Source organism: Rhodococcus sp. AZ1 (assembly GCF_054979605.1).
Window position 1 is genome coordinate 222,117 of sequence record NZ_JBUEQF010000003.1, and the last position, 25,483, is coordinate 247,599.

23 protein-coding genes and 1 pseudogene are annotated in these 25,483 nt (G+C 67.1%); 14 read left to right on the forward strand and 10 right to left on the reverse strand.

Annotated features, from left to right (window positions below; genetic code table 11):
- Positions 1 to 18: 18 nt before the first annotated feature.
- Positions 19 to 600 carry a GNAT family N-acetyltransferase gene (locus ACY48E_RS05465; RefSeq protein WP_462871096.1) on the reverse strand — a complete coding sequence of 194 codons (582 nt, stop codon included), beginning with the start codon at positions 598 to 600 and terminating at the stop codon, positions 19 to 21.
- Positions 597 to 1,946 carry a glycosyltransferase family 87 protein gene (locus ACY48E_RS05470; protein ID WP_462871097.1) on the reverse strand — a complete coding sequence of 450 codons (1,350 nt, stop codon included), beginning with the start codon at positions 1,944 to 1,946 and terminating at the stop codon, positions 597 to 599. The genes ACY48E_RS05465 and ACY48E_RS05470 overlap by 4 nt, the downstream gene beginning before the upstream one ends.
- Positions 1,947 to 2,117: 171 nt before the next feature.
- On the opposite strand from ACY48E_RS05470, the gene rpsF reads away from it, so the two are divergent.
- From rpsF to rplI, 4 genes are read left to right on the forward strand one after another with little or no spacing between them, the layout of a single operon-like run.
- Positions 2,118 to 2,405, forward strand: a complete 288-nt coding sequence (rpsF, locus tag ACY48E_RS05475; RefSeq protein WP_462871098.1) for a 30S ribosomal protein S6 — start codon at positions 2,118 to 2,120, stop codon at positions 2,403 to 2,405.
- Positions 2,406 to 2,420: 15 nt separating this feature from the next.
- Complete coding sequence (locus tag ACY48E_RS05480; protein WP_462871099.1) at positions 2,421 to 2,942, forward strand: single-stranded DNA-binding protein; 522 nt, start codon at positions 2,421 to 2,423, stop codon at positions 2,940 to 2,942.
- A 48-nt stretch (positions 2,943 to 2,990) separates the two neighbouring features.
- Positions 2,991 to 3,233: a 30S ribosomal protein S18 gene (gene rpsR, locus ACY48E_RS05485; RefSeq protein ID WP_462871100.1), complete on the forward strand. Its 243-nt coding sequence runs from the start codon at positions 2,991 to 2,993 to the stop codon at positions 3,231 to 3,233.
- 17 nt (positions 3,234 to 3,250) lie between these two features.
- On the forward strand, positions 3,251 to 3,706 hold the full coding sequence (gene rplI, locus ACY48E_RS05490; RefSeq protein ID WP_462871101.1) for a 50S ribosomal protein L9: 456 nt from the start codon (positions 3,251 to 3,253) through the stop codon (positions 3,704 to 3,706).
- A 90-nt stretch (positions 3,707 to 3,796) separates the two neighbouring features.
- Here the strand turns inward: rplI and ACY48E_RS05495 are convergent, their stop codons facing one another.
- The 3 genes and pseudogenes from ACY48E_RS05495 to ACY48E_RS05505 form a co-directional block, all read right to left on the reverse strand.
- Positions 3,797 to 5,425 (reverse strand): ABC transporter permease, encoded by a 1,629-nt coding sequence (locus ACY48E_RS05495; RefSeq protein ID WP_462871102.1) that lies wholly within the window; start codon positions 5,423 to 5,425, stop codon positions 3,797 to 3,799.
- A pseudogene (locus ACY48E_RS05500) lies at positions 5,422 to 6,208 on the reverse strand (ABC transporter ATP-binding protein). Before ACY48E_RS05500 ends, ACY48E_RS05495 begins: the two are co-directional and overlap by 4 nt.
- A complete protein-coding gene (locus ACY48E_RS05505) occupies positions 6,205 to 6,876 on the reverse strand; it encodes a TetR family transcriptional regulator (RefSeq protein ID WP_462871103.1) in 672 nt (223 codons plus the stop codon). Before ACY48E_RS05505 ends, ACY48E_RS05500 begins: the two are co-directional and overlap by 4 nt.
- A gap of 530 nt (positions 6,877 to 7,406) precedes the next feature.
- Between ACY48E_RS05505 and dnaB the strand changes: the two genes are divergently transcribed.
- From dnaB to ACY48E_RS05525, 4 genes are all read left to right on the forward strand, one after another.
- Complete coding sequence (gene dnaB / locus ACY48E_RS05510; protein ID WP_462871104.1) at positions 7,407 to 8,813, forward strand: replicative DNA helicase; 1,407 nt, start codon at positions 7,407 to 7,409, stop codon at positions 8,811 to 8,813.
- Positions 8,814 to 8,967: 154 nt separating this feature from the next.
- Positions 8,968 to 9,720, forward strand: coding sequence for a hypothetical protein (locus ACY48E_RS05515; protein WP_462871105.1), 753 nt, complete (start codon positions 8,968 to 8,970; stop codon positions 9,718 to 9,720).
- A 55-nt stretch (positions 9,721 to 9,775) separates the two neighbouring features.
- On the forward strand, positions 9,776 to 10,456 hold the full coding sequence (locus ACY48E_RS05520; RefSeq protein ID WP_462871106.1) for a class I SAM-dependent methyltransferase: 681 nt from the start codon (positions 9,776 to 9,778) through the stop codon (positions 10,454 to 10,456).
- Positions 10,438 to 10,848 (forward strand): ASCH domain-containing protein, encoded by a 411-nt coding sequence (locus tag ACY48E_RS05525; protein ID WP_462871107.1) that lies wholly within the window; start codon positions 10,438 to 10,440, stop codon positions 10,846 to 10,848. Before ACY48E_RS05520 ends, ACY48E_RS05525 begins: the two co-directional genes overlap by 19 nt.
- A 68-nt stretch (positions 10,849 to 10,916) precedes the next feature.
- On the opposite strand, the gene ACY48E_RS05530 is transcribed toward ACY48E_RS05525, so the two are convergent.
- From ACY48E_RS05530 to ACY48E_RS05540, 3 genes are read right to left on the reverse strand one after another with little or no spacing between them, the layout of a single operon-like run.
- A complete protein-coding gene (locus ACY48E_RS05530; protein ID WP_462871108.1) occupies positions 10,917 to 12,434 on the reverse strand; it encodes a VWA domain-containing protein in 1,518 nt (505 codons plus the stop codon).
- Positions 12,431 to 13,366, reverse strand: a complete 936-nt coding sequence (locus ACY48E_RS05535) for an ATP-binding protein (RefSeq protein WP_462871109.1) — start codon at positions 13,364 to 13,366, stop codon at positions 12,431 to 12,433. The genes ACY48E_RS05530 and ACY48E_RS05535 overlap by 4 nt, the downstream gene beginning before the upstream one ends.
- A gap of 56 nt (positions 13,367 to 13,422) precedes the next feature.
- Entirely contained in the window at positions 13,423 to 15,177 is a 1,755-nt protein-coding gene (locus tag ACY48E_RS05540; protein WP_462871110.1) for a metallophosphoesterase, read from the reverse strand.
- 210 nt (positions 15,178 to 15,387) lie between these two features.
- Between ACY48E_RS05540 and ACY48E_RS05545 the strand changes: the two genes are divergently transcribed.
- Entirely contained in the window at positions 15,388 to 16,416 is a 1,029-nt protein-coding gene (locus ACY48E_RS05545; protein WP_462871111.1) for a hypothetical protein, read from the forward strand.
- A complete protein-coding gene (locus ACY48E_RS05550; protein ID WP_462871112.1) occupies positions 16,413 to 17,957 on the forward strand; it encodes a GMC oxidoreductase in 1,545 nt (514 codons plus the stop codon). The genes ACY48E_RS05545 and ACY48E_RS05550 overlap by 4 nt, the downstream gene beginning before the upstream one ends.
- A gap of 62 nt (positions 17,958 to 18,019) precedes the next feature.
- Here the strand turns inward: ACY48E_RS05550 and ACY48E_RS05555 are convergent, their stop codons facing one another.
- On the reverse strand, positions 18,020 to 19,279 hold the full coding sequence (locus tag ACY48E_RS05555; protein ID WP_462871113.1) for an NAD(P)/FAD-dependent oxidoreductase: 1,260 nt from the start codon (positions 19,277 to 19,279) through the stop codon (positions 18,020 to 18,022).
- A 122-nt stretch (positions 19,280 to 19,401) separates the two neighbouring features.
- Between ACY48E_RS05555 and ACY48E_RS05560 the strand changes: the two genes are divergently transcribed.
- The 4 genes from ACY48E_RS05560 (at position 19,402) to mmsB (ending at position 24,414) form a co-directional block, all read left to right on the forward strand.
- A complete protein-coding gene (locus ACY48E_RS05560) occupies positions 19,402 to 20,406 on the forward strand; it encodes a cutinase family protein (RefSeq protein ID WP_462871114.1) in 1,005 nt (334 codons plus the stop codon).
- 136 nt (positions 20,407 to 20,542) lie between these two features.
- Positions 20,543 to 21,634 carry a multiple monosaccharide ABC transporter substrate-binding protein gene (gene chvE, locus ACY48E_RS05565; RefSeq protein WP_462871115.1) on the forward strand — a complete coding sequence of 364 codons (1,092 nt, stop codon included), beginning with the start codon at positions 20,543 to 20,545 and terminating at the stop codon, positions 21,632 to 21,634.
- 23 nt (positions 21,635 to 21,657) lie between these two features.
- On the forward strand, positions 21,658 to 23,166 hold the full coding sequence (mmsA, locus tag ACY48E_RS05570) for a multiple monosaccharide ABC transporter ATP-binding protein (RefSeq protein ID WP_462871232.1): 1,509 nt from the start codon (positions 21,658 to 21,660) through the stop codon (positions 23,164 to 23,166).
- Positions 23,167 to 24,414 (forward strand): multiple monosaccharide ABC transporter permease, encoded by a 1,248-nt coding sequence (mmsB, locus tag ACY48E_RS05575; RefSeq protein ID WP_462871116.1) that lies wholly within the window; start codon positions 23,167 to 23,169, stop codon positions 24,412 to 24,414.
- Here mmsB and ACY48E_RS05580 read toward each other — a convergent pair.
- On the reverse strand, positions 24,411 to 25,427 hold the full coding sequence (locus tag ACY48E_RS05580) for a LacI family DNA-binding transcriptional regulator (RefSeq protein WP_462871117.1): 1,017 nt from the start codon (positions 25,425 to 25,427) through the stop codon (positions 24,411 to 24,413). The genes mmsB and ACY48E_RS05580 overlap by 4 nt on opposite strands.
- Positions 25,428 to 25,483 lie beyond the last annotated feature (56 nt).

Sequence of the window (25,483 nt, forward strand, 5' to 3'; positions counted from 1 at the left end):
GCTGAAACCGGCAGGTGGTCAGAAGGCGTCCAGGCGCGCTGCCAGGTTCGCGCGGGCGGCGGGCCACTGCTCGTCGATCATCGCGAACAGTGCTGAGTCACGCCAACTTCCGTCGGCCAGTCGCCGATGTTTGCGCAGGATGCCCTCGAAGCTCGCGCCCAGTTTGGCTATGGCCGCGCGGGACTGACTGTTGCGCGCATCGGTATGCCACTCCACGCGCACCGCACCGAGGTCGTCGAAGGCACGCTGCAGCAGCAGGAACTTCGACTCCGGGTTGATCGCCCTGCCCTGTGCAGCCCGCGAGAGCCAGGTGTACCCGATGGCCAGGCTCCGATTGGTGGTGTCCGCCTGGTAGTACGAGGTGGTGCCCACGGCGCGGCCGGTCGACGAATCGCGCTGCAGAAAAGGTCGGCGAGTGGAGTCGGCGAGGGCGGCGTCGATGTACGCCGCGGCGTCCTCCAGTGACGCCACGGCCGGCCCGGTCCACCGGAATATCACGGGATCATCTGCGGCGGCGTGCAATTCGTGTGCATGATCGCGTGTCAGCGGCTCGAGGGTGACGAAGCGACCGGTGATGGTGATCGGATCGGACCAGTTCATGCGGGTACTCCCTCCGTGGGTGCTCGCTCCGCGGTGTGCGGTGCACGCAGGTGTGCTCGGGCGAAGACGATCATCAGCACCGCCAGGAGCAGCGCGCGTCCCCACACCCCCACCAGCACGGCGTCCAGCTCGGTGGACGAGTCTGCGCCCGCGCCGAGCGCGGCGAAGTATCGGAACACTCCGATACCCATGAACAGATCGGCCACCAGGTACCCCGCCACCAGTGCCCACGGCACCCGGAGCAGGACGAAGAACGGCACCAGCCACAACGTGTACTGGGGTGAGTGCACCTTGTGGAAGAGCAGGAAGCCGCACAGCATGACGGCGCTGGTGGCCACCCAGGGGTAGGCACCCTCGGTGGTGGCCCGCCGCCACCCGAACCACAGGGCGGCGGCGAAACTCAGCAACACCAGCGCGGGGGAGGCGATGTCGACGGCATCCTGGAACGAGATCTCCTGGAGGGCTTGCAGCCCTTTCGACGCCTGCTCGTCCACGTACAGGCGCCGCAGACCCCAGTACCAGATCGAGTTGGTGGTGATATCGGCCTGCCGCGACTGCTGGAACACGAAGGACGCCGCCCAGCCGTTGTAGCCGAGCACCGCGAACGGCAGGTTGATCACTGTCACGGTGCCGGCGGCGAGCCCGATCACCGACAGCGCACCACGCCAGTCGTAGCGCCCCTTCGTCGCGGTGAGCACGTACAGCGCCAGGGGTAACACGAAGGCGCCGGGGTAGATCTTCAGACAGAACCCCACTGCGAGCAATACTGCGGCACAGGCGGATCGGGTGCGCAGCTGCCAGGGTGTGCAGGTCATCACGTAGATCGCACCCACGGCCGTGGCCACCACGGGCAGTTCCCAGTTGTGGAAGGCGTAGAGCACCAGCGCCGGGCCACCCGCCCACAGCAGTGCCCACCACCCCGCCATCCGTGCGAGCATCGCGGCGGTCGCAATGCCGAACGGCGCGAGCAGGATCGCCGACCACATCAGGAACTGCGCGTCGTTGTCGGCGCCGATCGCACCGATCCACATGAGCAGTCCGGTGAGGACCGGGTACTCCACCGTGCCGCCCAGCAGTACCCCGTTGCTCGAGATCCCGCCGGTCAGGTACGGGAAGATGTGCTGGTCGATCCCGCGACCGAGCCACAGGTACTGGATGTCGGAGTAGCAGACGTCGACATCCTTGATGCGATCGAAGATCAGCGAGCGCCCGTCGGGTGTGAAGGGAGCGCCCACACAGCGTGCCTTGTTGAGGTAGCCCGCGAGCAGCGCCAGAGCGCTCACGAGCGTGACCACCGCGGTGGTCGTCGCCTCGGTGCGACCCACCCGCACGCGTGCCCCGGACATGGCACCACCCTAGGGGCCGCGGGTGTTCGACCGCCGCGCCCCCGAGCCCTCCGAGACGATTTCGCAGGTCACGGGGTGCACCTGTATCCTTGGCGGGTTGCTGACGCAACGACCCTCCTGTCACGGACAGTCCGTGACCGATTCACAGTCCATAGGAGGTGATGTGGTCTCATGCGTCAATACGAATTGATGGTCATCCTCGACCCCAACCTGGACGAGCGCACCGTTGCTCCGTCGCTCGATACTTTCCTCAACGTGGTTCGCAAGGACGGCGGCAAGGTCGACAAGGTCGACATCTGGGGCAAGCGTCGTCTCGCGTACGAGGTCGAGAAGCACGCCGAGGGCATCTACGCCGTCATCGATCTCAGCGCCGAGCCGGCCACCGTGTCCGAGCTCGATCGTCAGCTCGGACTCAACGAGTCGGTGCTGCGCACCAAGGTTCTGCGCCGCGGCAAGTAGCTGGAAAGAGGAACCATGGCAGGCGAAACCCTCATCACGGTCGTCGGAAACCTCACGGCCGATCCCGAGCTGCGGTTCACCCCGGCCGGTGCGGCGGTCGCGAACTTCACGGTCGCATCCACCCCGCGCACGTTCGATCGTCAGTCCAACGAGTGGAAGGACGGCGAGGCCCTCTTCATGCGCTGCAACATTTGGCGCGAGGCGGCCGAGAACGTGGCCGAGAGCCTCACACGCGGATCGCGCGTGGTGGTCACCGGACGGCTCAAGCAGCGCTCCTACGAAACCCGCGAGGGTGAGAAGCGCACAGTGGTCGAACTCGAGGTCGATGAGATCGGTCCCTCTCTTCGCTACGCGACGGCCAAGGTCACCAAGGCCAACCGCAGCGGTGGCGGCGGGGGCGGAGGTTACGGCTCCTCGGGCGGATCCGGCGGCTCGCGGCCGACCGGTGTCGGTGGGGACGACCCGTGGGGCAGTGCCCCGCAGGCGTCGGGCTCCTTCGGCGGATCGCGCGGCGCGGACGACGAACCCCCGTTCTGATCGTCACCCCAGTACACGAACGAACATCGAAACTAACGGAGAACCACCATGCCCAAACCGCCGTTGCGCGACAAGGTCATCAAGAAGAAGGTCTGCACCTTCTGCAAAGAGAAGAACTCGACCATCGACTACAAGGACACGACGCTGCTGCGCAAGTACGTCAGCGATCGCGGCAAGATCCGCGCGCGCCGGGTCACCGGCAACTGCGTCCAGCACCAGCGTGACATCGCCATCGCCGTCAAGAACTCGCGCGAGGTTGCTCTGCTCCCCTACGCGACCGCCGGTCGCTGAGAGAAGGAGAGATCACCATGAAGCTCATTCTCACCGCTGACGTCGACAACCTCGGTGCGCCCGGCGACACCGTGGAGGTCAAGGACGGCTACGGCCGCAACTTCCTGCTGCCCCGCGGCCTGGCCATCGTGGCCACCCGCGGAGCCCAGAAGCAGGTCGAGGGCATCCGTCGTGCGCAGGAGGTTCGTGCGGTGCGCGGTCTCGAGCACGCCAACGAGCTCAAGCAGGCCATCGAGGGGCTCGAGTCCGTGTCCCTGCAGGTCCGCACCGCCGGCGATTCGGGCAAGCTCTTCGGCTCGGTCACCGCAGCCGACGTTGCAGCTGCTGTGAAGAAGGCCGGGGGACCGGTCCTCGACAAGCGCAGCATCGACCTGCCCAAGGCGCACATCAAGAGCACCGGCAAGCACGCCGTCACCGTGGCGCTGCACCCGGACGTGACCGCGAAGTTCACCCTCGAGGTCACCGCGTCCTGACGTAACCTGATCCGCCACAACGGGCCCCGGCTGCTTCGGCGACCGGGGCCCGTTGCTGTTGGTCGGCAGGCGTTGGTCGGCAGGCGCGGTTCAACCTGCGTCGCGGCGGCGGTAGGCCAGCACGCCGAGAGAGCCCGCGGCGACGCCGATGACCGTGCACACGACGAGCGGGGTCCAGGTGAGTTGGCCGAGGGCGGGTATGTGTGTCAGGGGGGAGAGGTCGCGCGCCCACTGCGGCACCTGCAGCAGCACCCCGACTATGCCCACCACGGCGGCGTAGACCACCGGGACGAACGCCCAGCGCGCGGCGTCGGATCGAAACCCGTACAGCAGCAGGCCGATTCCGATGAAAACCGCCATCGCGGGTAGGTAGGACACTGCCAGGCCGAGCACATCGGTCACGGCGAGACCGGTCGATCCGGTGGATGTCAGACCCAGAGCCAGCCCCGCGGCCACGAGCATGCCTGTCGTTGCCGCCAGGGTCACCGCGGCAGTCGACAGCAGCCACCGCATACGGGAGACCCCGCTGACCAGAAGCACCTCTGCTCGTCCGGTGGCCTCTTCGATTCGTGCCCGTCCGATCGAGGAGACCGCGAACCCGGCAACGGCCAGAGCGATCACGAGCATGATGGTCGAGACCAGGGTCTCGGTGAGCGTCCCGGTGCGGTTCTTCAGCAGATCCGTCAACGAGGACTGTGAGCCCAGAGCATCGGTGGCCGCCCCGATCACTCCGCCGAATGCCGCTGCGGCCGCCGCTGTTCCGATTCCCCAGCCGAGAACCGAGGCGCGTTCGAGGCGCCAGGCGAGAGCCAGGGGAGAGGACAACCACCGCGGTGCGGTGGCCGGTCCCGGGCGTACCGCCAGAACTCCGGCAGCGAAGTCCCGGCGACCCTCGACGACGAAGGCCAGGGCGATCGTCGGCACCGCAACCAGCGGGTAGAGGGCCAGCGGCCACAGCCTGGGGTCGACGAACGGCTTGCTCTGCTGCGTCCACGCCAAAGGCGAGATCCACGACAGGGCACTGCCGCCGCGGCGTTCGGTGTCGCCGAGGGCGCGTAGTGCGTACAGCGCCACCACCACGCCCAGCGCCGATCCCGTTGCAGTGCGCGCATGTTCGGTCAGCTGCGCGGTGACCGCAGCGACACTGCCGAACGTCATGGCCGATAGCGCGATCCCCGACGTCACGATCGCGCTGTCGCCGACCGGTAGTCCGAATGAGCTCAGGGCGGCGGTTCCTGCGATCACGAACGCACCGTTCGCGACAGCAGCGACGAGCAGGGCGGCGGTCAGCGATGCGTGTCGTCCCACCGGGGAGCTTCGCACCAGTTCGGCGCGGCCGGACTCCTCGTCGGCGCGGGTGTGTCGCACCACAAGGGAGATGGTCAGGATGATCATCGCGACCATCAGATACAGGGTCTGCTCGTTGGCGAACATCGCGCCGGGCGTGTAGTTCTCGATCCCGTAGCCCGGGCCCGCGAGAAATGCGGCGGTGGGGGAGGAGATCAGCTGCGCACGCGTCTGGCGGTCGGCCGCGGTGGCGTACACGCGGCTCACAGCCGAGTTCGCACTGAGGAGGTACAGGGTGATCGAGCCGATCCACACGGCCAGCCTGATGCGGTCGGCGCGAAGGGCGAGCAGCGTGAGAGGGGTTGTGCCGGTGAGGGAATGCCCCGGCTGCGCTGCCTCGGTTCGCTCTCGAACTCCGATGTCCGCGATCATGGCGTCGTGTCCGAGTACTCGCGCAGGAACAGATCCTCGAGTGACGGTGGGCTGCTGGTGAGCGACCGTACACCGAGGCCACCGAGCAGCCGAATCACGTTGTCCAGGTGCGCAGGATCGACGTCGAAGGTGGCGTGGTGGCCGTCGGACCCATCCGCCTCGCCGGTCCGATCGAGGTTGTGTACGCCCGCCGCGCCCGCGAGGGACTCGATCGGCTCGGTGGTGCTGACGTCGATGCGAGTGCGGGTGAGGTGGCGCATCTCGGCCAGTGTTCCGCTCTGCACGGTGCGCCCGGCCCGAATGATGGTGACGGTGTCACAGAGCTTCTCCACCTCGGCGAGGATGTGACTCGAGAGCAGTACGGTCGTCCCGCGGGCGGTTGCCCTTGGAGTAGGTGCGGGCCTTCTTGCGCACGTCGAGTTCGAACAACTCGACCAGCTCCGCGCGCCTGTTCGTGTCGGTGGTCGGGCGTAGTCGGGCCAACAGATCGAGGGTCTCGCCGCCGGTCAGCGAGGGCCACAGCGTCACGTCGCCAGGGACGTACGCCAGGCGTCGGTGCAGTGCCACCGAATCGGTCCACGGATCGTGTCCGAGCACGTCCACCTCGCCGTCGTCGGCGCGAAGCATGCCCAGCAGCACCCGTATGGTCGTCGACTTCCCGGCCCCGTTCGGGCCGAGAAAGCCTGCTACGGTGCCGGTTTCGACAACGAGATTCAGTCCGTCCAGGACGGTGGCCGATCCGAACGTCTTGCGCAGTCCGCGCACTGTCAGGGCTGAGGTCATGATGACGATCCTTTGCGGCCGGAGCTCTCGTCTCGGTGATCGGGTAGTTGGTCGAGGAAGCGGGTGTCGGTGAAGAGGCCGTAGGTGTAGACCTCGAGGAGGGGAGCTGTCCACTGCTCGGTGTATCGGCGCAGGAATCCGACAGAATCGTCGGTGAGGGCGGTGGGATCGAGCGTGGCCTCCACCAGCAGTGCGCCGAGCGAGAGTCGAACCAGGATTGCGGCGCGAGCTCGTGCGTCCCGGGTCGATCGGATGGTGCCCGACTGCACGCCCACCTCCATCGTGGTGATCGTGTCCTCGACCATCCGCTCGACGAGGGAGCGGGCGAGTGTGCCGCCCTCTCGCAGTGTGCGCAGGATGTAGCGAGTCATCGGGGCGTAGCCGTCGACCGTGGCCAGCTGTTCCAACAGCGACGGGCCCGCCTCCGCCCCGAGGGAGCGCAGCTTGCTGTCCTCGATGAGTGAGAGCACGTGGGCGTCGCACGCCGCTCGCAGCGCCGCCTTCGAGCCGAAGTGGTGGACGATCAGAGCGCTCGAGACCCCGGCGTCGGACGCGATCGTCCGCAGGCTCGCTCCGAAGCCGTCGCGTCCGTATCGAGCGATGGCGGCGTCGCGAATACGCGCTGAAGCCGTACGGTCGTCGGGGACCCCGGGCGCGGCTGAACACATGTTCAGGAAGCTACACAACTGTTCAGTACTTGTCGAGAGGTGACAACCGCAGGGGTCGAACCGAGAGTGTCTGCCCTGGCCGACAAACAGACCGATCACCGAACGACGTGTCCGATCGCCACATCGTGACTTTCGATCACCTCCGTGTTCATCCAACACGCCCGAACTGTCAACTTCGGCGACACGCCGGGGCGAGTTTCATTCACAGGGAATAATTCTCGGCTATGCCTCTCACCTGCATCGATCCCATGATTTTCAGTTTTTCTCCACAGGTTGTCCCCGGGTGTTCAACACCGGCATCCTAATGTGTCCACACGTGCTCCCCAACCCCATCCACAGGCCCGTTTGTGCCTCGGCTCGACAGCCCCTAACGTCCCCCGGGCACGCCAACGGGGTGGCGCCGCGGCTGTTGTTGTCGGTGGGTTCGAGTACACCTTCTCGAAGAGCTCCCTGACGTACGCAGACGCACGAAGTTCGGTCACACATGATCGGTCGGGGACGGCCCGAGCAGGATGGCAGGCGGTGGATCAGTGGCAGTGGTCGACGATCGTGGGCGCTCGGAGTACAGCTCCCGCGCGGGGTACGACTCTCCCCCCGAAGCCCCCGGGGACGACTTCGGTCGCCAGCCACCCCAGGACCTCGCCGCGGAGCAGTCCGTGCTCGGTGGAATGCTTCTGAGCAAGGACGCCATTGCCGACGTGCTCGAGGTGTTGCGCCCCGGCGACTTCTATCGCCCCGCCCACCAGATGATCTACGACGCCGTGCTCGACCTCTACAGTCGTGGCGATCCGGCGGACCCGGTCACCGTATCCGCCGAACTCGACCGCAAGGGCGAACTCAAGCGCATCGGCGGGCCGCCCTATCTGGTCACCCTCACCCAGACCGTCCCCACCGCGGCCAACGCCGCCTACTACGCCGAGATCGTCGTGGAGAAGGCGATCCTTCGCCGCCTCGTCGAAGCGGGCACGCGAATCGTGCAGTTCGGGTACGCCGGCGCCGATGGCCAGGACGTCTCCGAGGTGGTCGACCGTGCGCAGGCCGAGGTCTACGAGGTCACCGAGCGACGCACCGCCGAGGACTTCATTCCCCTCGAGGAACTGCTGCAACCGACGATGGACGAGATCGACTCCATCGCATCGCGGGGCGGGATGTCCAACGGGGTGCCCACCGGCTTCACCGAGCTCGACGAGGTCACCAACGGCCTGCACCCGGGACAGATGGTGATCGTCGCGGCTCGTCCCGGTGTCGGAAAGTCCACGCTCTCCATGGATTTCATGCGTTCGTGCTCGATCAAGCACGGCATGCCCAGTGTCATCTTCTCGCTGGAGATGAGTCGCAGCGAGATCGTGATGCGCCTGCTGTCGGCCGAGGCGCGCATCAAACTCGGCGACATGCGCTCGGGCCGGATGACCGACGAGGACTGGACTCGCCTGGCCCGCCGCATGAGCGAGATCAGCGAGGCGCCCCTGTTCGTCGACGACTCCCCGAACCTGACCATGATGGAGATCCGCGCCAAGGCCCGCCGGCTCAAGCAGAAGCACGGGCTCAAGCTCATCGTGGTCGACTACCTGCAGCTGATGTCGTCGGGCAAGAAGGTCGAGTCCCGCCAGCAGGAGGTCTCGGAGTTCTCCCGTCAGCTCAAGCTGCTGGCCAAGGAGCTCGAGGTGCCCGTGGTCGCGGTGTGTCAGCTCAACCGTGGTCCCGAGCAGCGCACCGACAAGAAGCCGATGGTCTCGGATCTGCGCGAATCGGGCTCCCTCGAGCAGGATGCCGACATGGTCATCCTGCTGCACCGCCCCGATGCCATCGAGAAGGACGACCCTCGCGGCGGCGAAGCGGACCTCATCCTCGGCAAGCACCGCAACGGCCCCACCGCCACCATCACCGTCGCCCACCAACTACACCTGTCGCGCTTCGTCGATATGGCACGGGGTTAGGTCGCATAAAGGCGGCTGGAAAGGTGGACGTTGCATTGCGGCGGAAATGGTTGCCGAGTTGTAACCAACCAATGGGTCGATAACACTCGCGCTGTGCCACGCTTTTCTCGAGCGCACCGCAGCCGGTGTCGGTGCCCGGAGGGCAGGAGCATCCATGGCAACCACACGACGCCTCCGCACCCGTCGAGCCGCCGCCGCCGCGGGGGGCGTCGCCGTTCTGGCGCTCGTCCTCTCCGCCTGCAACTTCACCAATCTGCAAGTCGACTACAACCTTCGCTGCGCAGTGCAGGACAAGGACCGTGGTACGCCGCTGTTCGACGGTCCCCGCGCATGCGGTGTCGCCATCGGGCTGGGTCTTCCGCTCACCTACGGTCTTCCGGACGACCTGCGCGGTGGTGAGCCACCGAAGAGGACGGGCTCCGGCACGGCCGCCGATCCGTACGTCATCACCAATACCAACGTCCAGGTGCAGGACTCGGGCGTCCAGATCACCGAGGTCGACCGTTTCGTGGAGGGCAGCAACACGTGGGACACGTCGCTGACGGTGTCCTACCCCGACTTCTTCCCCGCGAACATCACCACACCGGTCACGCTCTACCGGCTCGCCGACTGCGCGCTGGGTGGGTCCGATGTGGGGGGCAGCGCACTGACCCCCAACGGCGCGGTGTGCACGGGCCCCGGCGGATCTCGCCTCACCGTCTCGGACCTCACCGGCGGAGCAACCCGTCTGGCGGGTTCCTACGACGAGGTGTTCGGTGCGTCCGAGAAGAACACGCCCATGAACAACACTGCCAATCCCGGGCAGACCGACAACGCGATTGGACTGACCTGGAGCTTCACGCTCGGCGGGGGCAAGCCCGTGACGGTGAACACCCGCTTCACCTACGACGGCGGCACCGGCTTCTGAGCGCACCGATCGAGTCGGTGGTGGCGCGCACACCGTCGTGCGCGACACTGGTGGCATGAGCGAGCACCACCCGCGACCGGTCGAGACCAACCCTGCCGCGCACTGGGAACAGCGCTATGCGGACAGCGATCGGGTGTGGTCGGGGAAGGTGAACGCCACCACCGCCGCCGTGGTCGCTGATCTCCCGGTGGGAGACGCCCTGGACCTCGGCTGCGGGGAGGGCGGCGACGCGGTGTGGTTGGCCGAGCAGGGGTGGACGGTGACGGCCGTCGACATCTCTCCCACCGCCGTGGCCCGAGGCGCCGCCGGTGCGGCCGAACGCGGTGTGGCAGATCGGATCACGTGGATTGCACACGATCTGACCACATGGACCACCGACGCAACCGTCGATCTGCTCACGGCGTCGTTCTTCCATTCCACGGTGCCGCTCGAACGCAGCAGCATTCTGCGCCGCATGGCCGAGCGCGTGCGCCCCGGTGGGCACGTGGTGGTGGTCTCGCACGTGTTCGAGACCGACGCCGACATCCCCCCGTGGGCGCCTCGCCGGGACGACGGAAGCTCGCACATGCCGCACCTGCCGGGGCCGGCGGAGGATCTCGCCGACCTGGCCTTCGATCCGCAGGAGTGGACCACCGAGCTGTGCGAGGTGCGCTCGCGCGAGGTGGTGGGGCCCGACGGGCAGCACAAGCACGTGTTCAAGGACGGGGTGGTGGTGCTGTGTCGGATCGGCCGATAGCGATCGCGGAGTTCGCTTTCCCCGGACCGCTGCGCGAGAGGTTGGTGGCGGCGATACTCGACGGGCGCAAGACGACGACAAGTTCCCTGCTCGTCGAGTACGAGGTGGAGGGCGAGCCGCTGCCGGTCGTGGGGGAGCGGGCTCGCGTCGTGGATTCCGATGGTGCCAGCGTCGCAGTGATCGAGACGGTCGGCGTAGACGTCCTCCCTCTGGGCGAGGTCGGGTTGCAGCACGCGCTCGATGAGGGGGAGGGCTTCACTTCTGTCGAGCAGTGGCGGCGCGCGCACGAGGAGTTCTGGCAGTCCGCTCGGTTCACCGCCGCGCTGGATGGTCGCCAACTCGTGATCGACGACACCACACCCGTGGTGATGGAACGCTTCCGGTTGCTCTGACCGGCCCTGCGCTGCCGTGGCGGCGAGTCGAAACGGCGGTCGCGCTCGAACGACTGGATGCTCTGTGATCAGTCCACAGATGTGCGCACAATGGCGCCGGCCCGCCGCAACCAGTCGAGGTCGGCGTCGCGGATCCGAACCCCGGGCGCGGTGTGGGGCACCACGAGCACCTGCTCGCACGCCCCGACCAGCAGTCGCAGACATGCCTGTGCCTGGGTTCGGGCGTTCCCCACAGGGGCTGTCACAGAATTGCCGACAGGGTCTGTCACGGAATCGTCCAGGCGCACGTTTGCGCTGCCGTCGGTGAGAACCAGTACCCGGGTGCTGCTCTCGGGAGGTACGAGGGCGACGGCGAGCAGGAACGCCGATGCCAGCGGCGTGCCCCCGCCGGTGGGTAGGGATCGCAGTATCCGGGTTGCCGCCGGCAGGTTGGTGGTGGGCTCGAGTGCGACGTGCGCGGTCGCGCCGCGGGCACTGATGACGGCGAGTTCGGAGCGATCGCGGGTCACCTGACCGATCACCGACGTCGCCATCGCAACGGCGGCACGTGAACGCATCCGCCCCATGGAGTCCGACCGATCGATGATCACAATGGTCAGGCGCCCCCCACGGCGGGTTCGCAGGGAGCTGCGCAGGGCGTTCTCGTCGAGCCCGCCCTGCCGAACCGCAGCCAGAAGAGTCCGGGTGATGTCGAGTCCTCGCGTGGGGTGGTAGTCGAGCACCCGTCGCACGCGTCCTCGGCCGGCTACCGCCGTGGCCCCTCGGCGCCCGGGCCTCCGCGTACTCTCGTACCGCCGTGCCGTCGCGATCGTCGCCCAGGCCGGGAGGTCGCCGTCCTCTGCCTCGGTGTCCGGCGTTCGGGTGACCTCGGCGGCGTCGTGACTCAGGTCGTCTTCGTCGCCGCTGGACTGGTCGCTGTCGACATCGACATCGACGGCCTCGGACGAGGTGGGGGACATGGTGCGAGTGTCGAGCATGGGTGCCAGGCGAGGTTCGATCACGAATCGGGCGACGACGGCGCGCATGTCCAGGCCTGCCTCCGCAGTGATCATCGCCGCCCGTGCAGCGCCGATGTCGAGCAGATGGTTGCGAAAGCCGTTGCGGTCGAGGGCTTCGACGCTCCAGCGCATCGGGTCGTCATCGTTGGGCGGCCTTAGGCATCGCCGCGTGGGGCGCACCCCGATGCCGATGATCACCGGCAGCCGCGACAGCAGCACGGGCGTAACGGATTCCACATCGGGGGCCGACGCGAGGATTCTGTCGCAGTCGACCAGTGCCGTGACGTCTGCGTCGAGCAGATCGGCGGCGGCGATCACCAGTGCACTGCTCCGAGCGCGTTCGATCAGCGAAGGGACCGCTGCGCCTGTCGGCGAGACGGGGCACGTCAGATCCTGAGCCGAGGTGGCAGCACTGATCGTCGGCGCGTCGACGGGCCGTAGGTGTGCGAGCACCCGCTCGCGCCCCCAGCTGTCACCGACCAGCAGGATCGAGAACCGATGGCCGCGTCGCCACAGCGTTGCCAGGCGCTGCGCGGTGTCGGTGAGGAGATTCTCGGCCGGGCTCTCCCACGGCAGCGTGGACTTCACGCGGCTCGGTGGTGCCCCAGCACCGCGACAGCGGCGTTGCTCACCCGAGCGTCCGTACGTGCCGGCAATTCGAACGGATCGCGCGAGATGCGATGACGCAGAACGGGAACAGCAACATCGCGTAGGTGCTCAGGACGGGCGTGGGTGTGTCCGTGGAGGGCCGCCAGCGCTCGCGCAGCGCGAATGAGCACCACCTCTGCCCGATGTCCCACCGCTCCGGCTTCCACGCAGAGCGTCACTGCGGTGGACACGAGACGGTCGTCCATCTCGATAGTGGGAAGAGCTTGCCGAGCGTCGGCCAATCGAGCGGCCAGTGTCTGCTGTGCGGCAGCGTACTGGGCGAAGAATGGAGCGGGATGGGCGTCGAAGTCGAGTCGGCGACGGACGATCTCGCATCGGGCGGGGATATCGGTGATGGTGGCCACGTGGGTGGACAGGCCGAATCTGTCCTCGAGTTGCGGTCGCAGGCCCCCCTCCTCGGGGTTGCCGGAGCCGACGAGGACGAATCGAGCGGGGTGTGTATGGCTGATTCCATCCCGCTCGACGATGTTGGTGCCGCTGGCCGCGACGTCGAGGAGCAGGTCGACGAGGAAGTCGTCGAGAAGGTTCACCTCGTCGACGTACAGGAAGCCGCCGTTCGCCCTGGCGAGCAGGCCGGGCGAAAAGCGCGCCGAGCCGTCGTCGAGGGCTGCACGGATGTCGAGTGCGCCGACCACGCGATCCTCGGTGGCACCGAGCGGAAGATCGACGACGGGAGCGTCGATCTCGGCAAGGGCGAGCAGGTCGGCGAGAGAGCGGACGAGAGTGGACTTCGCGGTGCCACGGTCGCCGAGCGCCAGTACCCCGGCAATGGCGGGGTCGACCGCGCACAGTAGGAGCGCGCGCTTGAGGCCGTCCTGGCCGACGATGGCGGTGAAAGGGAAGACGGGCATTGCGAGAGGGTACGGCGATATGACAATCGTTGTCGATAAGCCACGCGGGTGCTCGATCAGGACCCGAAAGCCCCCGATGACGACGAGCCGAGGTCCAACCCCGACACCAGCGGAACTGCCCGCTCGAAGGTGAGTTGGTCGAACTCGCGGCCGTATTCGTCGACACCGGCGATGCTCATGCGGCTGGGCACGATCCCCGGGATGCCCGGTCGGACGTCGGCGCGCACGAACGAGTACGAGCGGAACCGCACCCGCGACCACTGCACCGCCTCGGGTGTCTTGCTACCGTCGGCCGCCCACACGTAGCTGTTGGGCACCGAGGTGTCGACCAGCGCGGAGCCGCGGTAGCTCTCCTGGACGCCGTCGGGAAAGGCGTAGCGCGAATTGCCGCCGCCGCCGACGGTGTAGTAGACGGTGCCGTCGGTGGTACTCGAGACCGTCGACCCGTCGGGTGCGGCCTTGGTGGGTGCGCCGGCGCGGATGGGGTCGGTTCGCTCGAAGACATGGTTGTGCCCCTGGAACACCGCATCCACGTGGTACCTGTCGAACAGCGGGGTCCACGCTGCGCGCACCCCGCCGTCGCTGGAGTGGTCCTTGGTGGTCGAGTATGCGCACTCGTGATAGAACGCGACGATGAAGTCGACGTCCGGATCGGCGCGCAGATCAGCGAGAGTTGTTTCCAGCCAGGACTGTTGACGTCCGCCGCTGTACCCCGCGATGGCGGTCACCTCGTGCGAGACGTCGTTGGCGTCGAGTGAGAGGACGGCCAGGTTGCCGTACACCACCGAGTAGGTCAGTGGGCACCCTGTTGGACCGTTGGTGGGCTGAGCCAGTCGAATCTCATGTGCACCATAGCCATTGGGGCTGTACAGACTCTCGATGTCGTGATTGCCGCCGGCAAAGAACCACGGTGTGGTCGCGGCCGAGGGTTCGATCTCGGCGAAGTATCCGTCCCACATGTACGGGTTGTACCGACCGAACCCGGCAGGTGTTGATCCGCCGCTGGGTGTGAATATCTGCGGCTTGCCCCTTCCGGCGACGTCGGCGTACGAGATGTCCCCGCCGAGGATGTGGAAGTCGGGACTGCTGGCCGCGATCTGCGCGACGATGTTCTTCGCGTGCGCTATGCCGGGTAGGTCGTCGGGGTCGGTGGTCTGGTTGTCGTAGTCGCCGGGCCGGAGGCCGGGCGGCTGCGTGGGTGTGTCGTCGATTCCTTGATCGGCCATCATGGTGAATCGGAAGGCGCCGAAACGTCCACGGGGATAGGCAGTTCGAGCCGTCGCAAGGGCGGTGGTGGTGCCGTCGGCGGTGCGCCACCGGTAGAAGTACTGCGTGTGCGGGGCCAGTCCGCTCACCTGCGCGTGCACATAGAACTGCTCGGCTCCGAGCACGCCGCTGTCCGACCGGGGGACCTGGCTGATGAGATTGAGTGTCCGGGCCTGGACGCTCGCGCCGAGCAGGGGAGTCGGTCCGTAGTCGAGTACCACTGTCGCTGCACCGGGGTTGCGGGAGAGCTGTGCCGAGAAGGTGATCTCGGTGGCGGGGTCGTTGCCGAACGACAGGTGCCGCCCACCGATTGCCAGCGGGGCGTCGGCGGCGTACGCGACGGACGAGAAGGCCGAGTTTCCGAGCCCGGCGGCCGCGGCAACGGCGGCGGCACCCGTGAGGAAGTTCCGGCGTGAGACCGGGCGTGCCCTCAGATACCGGCGGTGCCAGTCGTACTGCTCTGCGGCGGTCATCTGTTCGGCGATTCCGGTCGGGACACCGGTGTTGGGCGTGAGCCCGTCAGGATTGGTGGGGCGGCTGAGCATGCGGTCCATGCAACGTGCGCTCGGCGGCGTCCCGTTGGCGAGTGATCGACGTGGACATGGACGGCGAGCGAACACGAGTCGAGCGGACCGGGCCGGCACCGATGGGTTCGCGGCGGTGAGCAGCATCACGGACGCCGAGTTCGACGGCCCGCGCACGACCCGGTAGACATACCGTCAATACGTAAAGTGGGCACAAAATGGGGGATATGCATGTTTTCGAGCGTCGACCTGGCTCGACACGCACGGCGAGGCGCGGCCGTCATCGCTGCCACCGTGCTGGTCACCGGCGCCCTGACGCCGGCCGCCTCGGCTGACCCGTTCACCGCGACCCCGCTGGTGATACCGGGCTCGACCGTCTCACCGGTGTCCCCTGCCTCACCGGTGTCCCCTGCCTCACCCGTGTCCACCGTCCCACCCCTTCCGGTGGTCCCGCCGGAGTTGGCGGACTTCACCCGCCCGCTGTCGTCGCTGCCGCCGCTGCCGGACGACCTGCCCGCGTGGACCACGGTCGGGTCCGCCATCCCGGAGGCATCGTTCGGCCCACGCGAGGCCCCGGCGCTGAACGCGGCCGACGTCCCCGGACCCTGGGACTGCAAGCTCAACGGGTTCATCTGGCTCTCGCCGCCTGCCCTCGGCGACACCGATCTGCTCCCGACCGAGCTCCGGCCGGGATCGGTACCGCTGTTCAAGTGGGGCGGTGTGGTCAACTACCCGGGAAACCCGGCGGGCAGCTACGACGAGGTGCTCGGGGGGACGGGATACCTGCAGGGTTTGTCGGCGCATCTGAACGTGGGATTCCTGCCGGTCTCCCAGCACCTGACCATGCGCAACGGCCGCAAGAACTGGGCGCTGCCGAAGACGCTGGGGGCCTTCACCGGTCATCCCGCCACCGACACCACCGTCGAGGTCAGGGGCGACGGGTACCGGGTTCGCTTCAGCCGGGCTCCGGTGGGCCCGGAGTTCAGCATTCCCGCCGGTGACGTGATGGGTGTCCTCGGTGCTCGGGCCGGCATCAGTTTCCCGCAGCAGATCGGCCCGATCGTCGGAACCCAGACGGTGGACGGCACCGGCAAACGCCTGGATCTCGTGCTCGGCCTGGGTGCCATGGACACCGTGCGCGTGCAGTTCCAGACCGTCGACATCGATGTCGTGGAGGGAAGCCCGCAGCTGCGCGCCCTGTTCCCCAACGGTCGGACGGTCGGGATGTTCGTCCAGGGCTTCTCCTTCTCGATGCCGTGAACCGCGTTCTGTCACGGCGCAGTCTGCTGACCGGAATCGGTGCCGGCGCTCTCCTGGCAACGCTGCCGCGACCGGCCGCCGCGGCGCCGGAGCGTACCCACTACTCGGCCATCGTGGTGGGTACCGGTTTCGGGGGATCCATTGCGGCCCAGCGCCTGAGCGAGCACGACATCGACACCCTCGTGCTCGAGCGTGGGCGCGCCTACCCCCACGACAACCAGGCCAAGGTGTTCCCGTCGGACGTCGAGTTCTGGAGTTCGGACTACCTGTGGGAGCCGACTCTTCGACGCACCACCGGCCTGCTCGATGCGCAACTGCACGGCCAGGAAGTGGTGCTCACCGGCGCGTGTCTGGGCGGCGGGTCCGTGATCTACGCCGGCGCCACGGTTGCTCCCCTGAAGCGTTACTACGACAAGATCTTCACGCGATGCCCCGGCTACGCCGAGATGGAGGCCACGTACTGGCCGCGTGCGCTGCGCAAGATCGGGTCTTCGACGGTGCCCGGTGAGGTGTATGCCAGCGAGCCGTTCCGCCACGCCCGTACCTTCGACGCGCAGATGGCGGCCGCCGGTATGCCGACCTTCCAGATTCCGGTTGCCTACGACTGGGATGTGGTGCGCGCCGAACTCGCCGGGCAGGTGCGCAGGTCCGCGACCGTGGGCGAGATGCTGCTGGGCAACTCCAACGGCGCCAAGCTCGAGGTGTCGCGCACCATCCTCGCCGGCGCGCTGGCGCGCCCGACAACAGAACTGCGCCTGCTTCATTCGGTGACCGGGATCGGGACGGCGAACGGGCGCTACGAGGTGCACACCGACGTCTTGAACCCGGATGCGTCGGTGGCCCGCCGTGTCACCTACACGGCCGATCGGGTGTTCCTGGGAGCCGGAGCGCGCAACACCACCAAACTCCTGCTCGACGCTCGGATGACGGGAACCCTCGCGAACCTCAACGAGCACATTGGAACTCAGGTAGGCGACAACGGCGATCAGGTCACGGTGCGCACACTGTCGGGCCCGCCGCTACCGCAAGCCTCACCGCTGGTGTCCTCGGCGATCGTCGACGACGACGAGAACTACGCGCCGGTGCGGGTGGAGAACATGGGGTTGCCGTCGGCCGGGTTGCCCATCGGTGCCCCCGCGCTGGCGCAGTTGACCATGACAGCGGACTGGACCAACCGTCGCGACTGGAAAACCGTTGACGGCCAGCATCTTCTGCCGTTCGACTCGGGCATGCTCGACGACGCGGCCGCGGCGGCCAACCGTGTGCAGAACCGCGTGTTCGAGCACGCCACGGAACCCATGGCGGGTTTCCACATCGGCTCCGTGGCCGATCGTGCGCTCCTCGGATTCACGGTGCACTTGCTCGGCGGGGTGCCGTTCGGTTACGCCACCGATGCGACGGGTCAGGTCGAGGGCCATGCGGGGTTGTTTGTCGTCGACGGTGCGATGGTTCCCGGCAATGCCGGTGGAGCCAACCCGTCACTGACCATCTCGGGACTGGCCGAGTACATCATGGACGGTCTTCTCGGCCCCCCGGCCTAGGACCGACCGGCGCGGCAATCCGCGTGCTGCCGTTGCGTTCTCGATCCCCGGTGCTCTCGATCTCAGCCGTTGTCGGCCTGTCGGAATCCGGGCCGCTGCCGGCCGAGGAACGCTTCGACCCATCGGTTCACCGTGTCGATCTGGTTGGACAGTCCGGCGAGGTAGAACACGTGCACGCCGAGCCATGCCCCGAAGGCAGGCAGGCCCGTGAGCTTGACGATGTCGTGGATGTTCACCACGGCGTGTCCTGTTCTGATGGTGGCCATCGACCCCTTGTCCAAGTAGTGGAACTCGGCGCCGGGACGCCTGCTGCCGGTGATGATGCCGGCCGCATGACGGCCCTGCTGCATGGCGACGGGGCTCTGACCGGGGTAGTCCTTCAGTGAGGTCATGTCGCCGATGGCGAAGATGTTGTCGGCGTCGGCCACTGTGAGATCAGGGTTCACCAGCACTCGTCCCGCGCGGTCACGGTCGCAGCCGGTCGCCTTGGCCAGGGTTTCCGCGAAGTCCGCGGCCTGCACTCCGGCGGACCACACCACGGTGTCAGCGCGCAGCGTCCGCGTCGCGCCTCCCTTGACGTTGACGGTCACGACGCCGTCCTCGATATCGGTGACCAACGAGTTCAGCAGCACCTCGACCCCGGAGTCCTCCAGCGTGCGGCGGGTGTATCGGCTCAGGTGGCCGCCGTAGAAGGGCAGTACCTCCGACATGCCGTCGACGAGGGTGACGGTGATGTCCTGCCGGTAGTGACGACGGGCGAGTTCGGTGAGTTGGCCGGCAACCTCGACGCCCGTCGCTCCCGCACCGACGATCACGAAGCTCGACGCAGCGGCCCGGCGCTCGGGGTCCTCGGTGGTGCGAGCCTCGGCCAGGCGGTCGACGATCTGCTCGCGCAGGCGCGTGGCGTCGTCGAGCGTCTTGAGGGCGAAGGTGCGCTCGGCGTACTCGTCGTGCCCGAAGTACGACTGCGAGGCGCCGGTAGCGGCGATCAGGGAGCCGTAGGTGACCTCGACGTGCCCGGTCGCCGTGCCATAGGTGACGGTGGACGCATCCGGGTCGATGTCGGTGACCGTGCCCTCCACGATGGTGATGTTCTCGAAGTGGCGCAGCACCTCGGTGGCGGGCGGCGCGATGGTCTCGGCATCGAGTACGCCCGTCGCGACCTGGTACAGCAGCGGCTGGAACAGGTAGTGCGGATTCGTGGAGATCATCAGCACGGACTTGTCCGACAATCCGAGTCGCTTGGCCGCCGCGACAGCGCCGAAGCCGGAGCCGACGATCACGACGTCGACCATGGTGGTGACCGGGGTGCGTGCGCTCATGGTTGGGCCTTTCGCCACGGGGTGGATGTACTCGGTGCAGCGCGCTGACTGTGTCTCGCATTCCACCGGTGCGATGATTCGAAACACATGCGGCCGCGGCCACAGAGGCGAGGAGTGATGTCGTGAGGTGGAGACTGTCGTCCGAGATCGGCGCGTCTGCCGTGCTGTGCGCCGTGTTGGTGCTGGTGCTGAGCGTGCTCGGCGCACCCGCGTCCGCCCATGTCCCCACGGGCAACGGGTCGGCCACACCGGCCGCGGCCCCACCGGCCGGACCGGGTGCGGTGGACTGCGGCGCCCCGATCTTCGTCGGTGTCCGCGGATCCGGGGAGCAACCGCAAACCCCGGATCTGGCGGGCTATCGAGCCGGCGCGGGCCCGAGCGAGGCGTTCGTCGACCCGGCGACGACGGCCCGAGGTCTGGGCTCGACACTCGATCGGCTCGCCTCCCTCGTCTCCGAGGACGCGGCGGCGCAGTCGGGGATCTCGGTGCTGGCGGTGTCATACCCGGCGACACCGGTGACGGTCTCGCTGTCGTACGCGGTGTCCGACTATCGAGATTCCGTCGCGATGGGCGCCGTCAACCTGGCCCGGCTGCTCGACGCGCTCGTCGATCGGTGCGGCGATCGCACCCGGACCGTGCTCGCCGGTTACTCGCAGGGCGCGAACGTGATCAACCGGTACCTGGTCGATCACCTGCAGGATTCGCGTGTCCTGGGGACCATCGAGTCGATCGTGTTGCTGGGCGATCCCAACGCCAGACCCGGGCGGATCGGTGAGCGGCTCGAGGGGACCGCGGTGGGAGCGACGGGGGCGGTGGCCTACGGCGCACTGGCGGGTGATGCCAACAGTGCACCGTTCCTGGCGGCGTACCCCTCGGTGGTGAGTTCGTTCTGTCTGGCGGGTGACACGGTGTGCAATCCGGGAATCTGCCGCACCGGACTCGTCGGTTGTGATCCCGCGGCGGACATCCGTAGGGGCGACGCGACCCACGTCTCGTACTCCTCGCCCGATACGCGCATCGCCTGCCCGGCTGCCGGCGGGCACACGCTCGGGCTCCTTCCGTGCGCGGCGCTGCGGGTGATCAGCGACCTCGGTTACCCGCCGCCGACGCCGAACCATGACAGGTGATCCCACCGCGCGCATGACGCGCCGGTAGAGCTGGTTCCCGGACCGACGGGGCCATTGACTCGGCGGTGACCCGCATCACATACTGTGCGTCGTGTTAGCGCTCACATCCAGGGCGCTCATGGACGAGGAGACGTCGATGCGAAGAGTGTCCTGGCTGGCAGCGTTGTTGGTCCTGCTGACCGCGGTGTTCGTGACCGGCTGCGGACGCGGCACCGACACCGGTGGCGGGGGCGGGGACGCGAAGGGGACCGTCGGGATCGCCATGCCCACCAAGTCGTCCGAGCGGTGGGTCTCCGATGGCAACAACATGGTCGAGCAGTTCAAGGCCCTCGGCTACGACACCGACCTTCAGTACGGAGACGACGTGGTGCAGAACCAGGTCTCACAGATCGAGAACATGATCACCAAAGGCGTCAAGCTCTTGGTGATCGCGCCGATCGACGGGTCCTCGTTGACAACCATCCTCCAGCGCGCCGCCGATCAGAAGATCCCGGTGGTCAGCTACGACAGGCTCATCCGCGGCACGAACAACGTCGACTACTACGCGACCTTCGACAACTTCAAGGTGGGCGTTATCCAGGCGTCGTACATCACCGACAAGCTCGGCGTCGCGCAGGGTAAGGGCCCCTTCACCATCGAGCTGTTCGCCGGATCTCCTGACGACAACAACGCCACCTTCTTCTTCAACGGCGCACTGTCGGTGCTGAAGCCCTTCGTCGACAGTGGCAAGCTCGTGGTCAAGAGCGGGCAGACGTCCTTCGACCAGGTGGCGACCCTGCGGTGGGACGGCGGACTCGCCCAGTCGCGCATGGACAATCTGCTCAGCCAGGCCTACACCACCACTCGACTCGACGCCGTGCTCTCGCCGTACGACGGCATTTCGCGCGGTGTGATCTCGGCCTTGAAGAGCTCGGGGTACGGCACGCCCGACAAGCCTCTGCCCATCGTCACCGGTCAGGACGCCGAGCTGGCGTCCGTGAAGTCGATCGTTGCAGGCGAGCAGACTCAGACCGTGTTCAAGGACACCCGCGAACTGGCCAAAGCAGCTGTCTCGCAGGCCAACGCGTTGCTCACCGGAGGTACACCGGAAGTCAACGACACCACCTCGTACAACAATGGCTCGAAGGTGGTCCCGTCCTATCTGCTGCAGCCGGTCAGCGTCGACAAGGCGAACTATCAGGATGTGTTGGTCAAGTCGGGCTACTACAGCGAGGACCAGCTCAAGTGAGCGATCCCGCGCCGATTCTCGAGATGCGTGGGATCACCAAGCGGTTCACCGGCGTGGTGGCACTCTCCGAGGTCGATCTCACCGTGGACACCGGATCGATCCATGCCATCTGCGGTGAGAACGGCGCGGGAAAGTCGACCCTGATGAAAGTGGTCAGCGGGGTGTACCCGCACGGAAGTTACGACGGCAGCATCCTCGTCGACGGGCAGGAGTGCTTCTTCCGCGACGTGCGAATGAGCGAACGGGCCGGGATCGCGATCATCCACCAGGAGCTGGCCCTGGTGCCCTACCTGTCCATCGCCGAGAACCTGTTTCTGGGCAACGAGACTCGTCGATTCGGCTTCATCGACTGGGACCGGTCGTTGCAGAAGGCCAGTGCACTCCTCGAGCGGGTCGGTTTGAAGGAGAGCCCCCAGACCAGGGTCGCCGACATCGGTGTCGGCAAGCAACAGTTGGTCGAGATCGCCAAGGCGCTGGCCAAGGACGTGCGGTTGCTGATCCTCGACGAGCCGACCGCCGCGCTCAACGACTCCGACAGCGAGCACCTCCTGGGCCTGATCCGCGGACTGCGTCAGGAGGGGATGACGTCGATCATCATTTCGCACAAGCTGAACGAGGTGATGGGGATCGCAGACTCGGTGACGATCCTGCGTGACGGCCGCACGATCGAGACCGTGGCCGCCGGTGCCGAACTCACCGAGGACCGGATCGTTCGGGGCATGGTGGGGCGCGATCTCACCCACCGGTTCCCGCCGCGTCCCGAGCGCGAGATCGGCGATGTCGCCTTCTCCGTGCGGAATTGGACGGTGCTGCACCCGATCGACCAACAGCGCAGGGTGGTCGACGACGTGTCGGTGGATGTGCGTGCCGGCGAGATCGTCGGTATGGCAGGCCTGATGGGTGCCGGGCGAACCGAGTTCGCGATGAGCGTGTTCGGCAGGTCGTACGGGAAGTACGTGTCCGGGCGGGTGTACAAGGGGTCGGAGGAGATCCACACCCGCACGGTGGATCAGGCCATCGGGCACGGAATCGCCTACGCCACCGAGGATCGCAAGGCGCTGGGGCTCAACCTCATGGATTCGATCACCGCCAGCATCACGCTGCCGTCCCTGGGACGGGTGAGCCGCCGGTCGGTGATCGATCACCGCAAGGAAGCCGAGGTCGGTGAGCGGTACCGAAAAGCCATGGCCATTCGGTCCGAGACCGCGGGGACCGTCACGGGCACGCTGTCCGGCGGGAACCAGCAGAAGGTGGTGCTGAGCAAGTGGCTCTTCACCGACCCGGACGTGCTGATCCTCGACGAGCCGACCCGCGGCATCGACGTGGGCGCGAAGTACGAGATCTACACCATCATCAACGATCTTGCGGCTCGCGGTAAGGCTGTCCTGGTGATCTCGTCGGAGCTCCCGGAGTTGCTCGGACTGTGTGATCGCATCTACACCCTCAATCAGGGCCGGCTAACCGGCGAAGTCAGCGCTGCGGAGGCGACCCAGGAGGTCGTGATGCGCTACATGATGAAAGGCCGCATCTAGATGACGACCACTGTCGAGCCGCTCGTCCCCGGACCCGACTCCGCGGCCGATCCGGGGGCTGTGCCGCCGCCGCAGTCGCCAGTGCGCAAGCTGTGGCGCTTCCTGATGTCGCACGTACGCCAATCCGGAATGCTCGTAGCGTTGGTCGCGATCATCGTGCTGTTCCAGGTCTGGACCGACGGCATTCTGCTCAAGCCGCTCAACGTCACCAACATCATTCAGCAGAACGGCTACATCCTGGTCCTGGCGATCGGCATGGTCATCGTGATCATCGACGGGCACATCGACCTCTCCGTGGGATCGGTGGCCGGATTCATCGGCGCGATGGGCGGCGTGCTGATGGTGCGCCACGATGTGCCGTGGCTGCTTGCCGTCGTGCTGTGCGTCGGACTGGGCGCGATGATCGGTGCATGGCAGGGGTTCTGGATTGCGTACGTCGGGATCCCGTCGTTCATCGTGACGCTCGCCGGCATGCTGCTCTTCCGCGGTGCGACGCAGTATCTCCTCGAGGGCCAGTCGATCGCCCCGATGCCGGACGGTCTTCAGAAGGTGGCCAGCGGATTCCTGCCCGAGTGGGGCACCAATGCGATCTACCACTGGCCGACCGTCATCCTGGGGGTGATCGTGATCGTTGCCTCGGTGGTGGTGCAGTACCGGCGTCGGCGCGCGCAGGGCCGATTCGGGCAGCGAGTGTCGTCGCCGGCGCTGTTCCTGGCCAAGTGTGTGGCGATAGTTCTGGCGCTCGGTGCCGTGACGCTGCTCCTGGCGAGCTACCGGGGTGTGCCCGTCGTCGGCATCATCCTGGTCGTGCTGACCCTGGGATACGCATATCTGATGCGCAACAGCGTGTTCGGGCGGCGGGTGTACGCGGTCGGGGGCAATGCCCTTGCCGCGCGACTGTCCGGTGTGCGCAACCGGAGGATCACGCTGATGGTGTTCGTGAACATGGGCATGCTCTCGGCGATCGCCGGGCTGATGTTCGCGGCACGCCTGAATTCGGCGACTCCCCAGGCGGGCATCAACTTCGAGCTCGAGGCCATCGCCGCGGCGTTCATCGGAGGCGCGTCCTCCAGTGGTGGTGTGGGCACGGTGTTCGGTGCGATCATCGGCGGCACCGTGCTGGGCGTGCTCAACAACGGGATGTCGATTCTGGGCATCGGTAGCGATGTCCAGCAGGTGATCAAGGGCCTGGTTTTGCTCGCGGCCGTCGGCTTCGACGTCTACAACAAGCGCCGGGGCGGCCGTTAGCGCTGTGCACGAGGTGCGGTGCTGCTCCGGACCACCAGTTCGGTGGGGAGCAGTGCCGTGGTGGTGGGCTGGTTGTTCAATTGCGCAGCAACGAGTTCGATGGCCAGCCGGCCCACGGCGGTGAATTCCTGCCGCACCGTCGTCAGGGCGGGGGTGAGGTAGGCGGATTCGGGTATGTCGTCGAACCCCACCACGCTCACGTCATCGGGAACGCGTCGACCTGCCTCGGCGAGTGCGTGCAGCACCCCGATGGCCATCTGGTCGTTGGCGACGAATATCGCGGTCACGTCACGCTCGGCTGCGAGGTCGACACCGAGTTCGTACCCGCGCCGCGGGCTCCAGTCGCCGTGCAGCACCGGTGGCGGCACCAGGCCCGCGGCGTGCATGGCGTCGGAATACCCGCGGCTGCGGGCGGCCGCCTCGGGCCACGATGACGGGCCCCCGAGGTGCGCTATTACCTTGTGCCCCAGCGTAATCAGATGTTCGGTGGCCTGTCGTGCCCCGCCCACCTGATCGACACCCACCGACAGGCCGGTACCGGACAGGTCGCCTTCGACCACTATCACCGGTACCGGGAACTTCTCGGCCCGAACGACGGCCAGCGCATCGTGCTGGGCGGCGATCATCACCACCGCCTCCACGGACAGCCGAGCGAGGTGATCGAGCGCGCTGCGAACATCGGTTGGGGTCACCGAACCGAGTGCCACTGTGCTGGAGAAGAATCCGGCCTGGCGCGCCGCGTCCTCCACTGCCCGCTGAATGCTCGACGGTCCGAACTGGGCCGTGTTGCTGCCGATGATCCCGATGATTCCCGAGCGATTGGTGACCAATGCGCGTGCGGCGCTGTTGGGGCGGTATCCCAGCTCGGCGATCGCCGCCTCCACCCGCACCCGCGTCTCCGGTCGGATGCTGGACGAGCCGTTGATCACCCGAGACACCGTCTGATGCGAGACCCCCGCCAGGAGGGCGACATCGGCCATCACCGGCTTACGCATTCGGGACGTCGTGGTCATCGCTTCCACCTCGTGCGATCGGTGTGCGAACGCTAACAGCGACGGTGCCCGTCCTG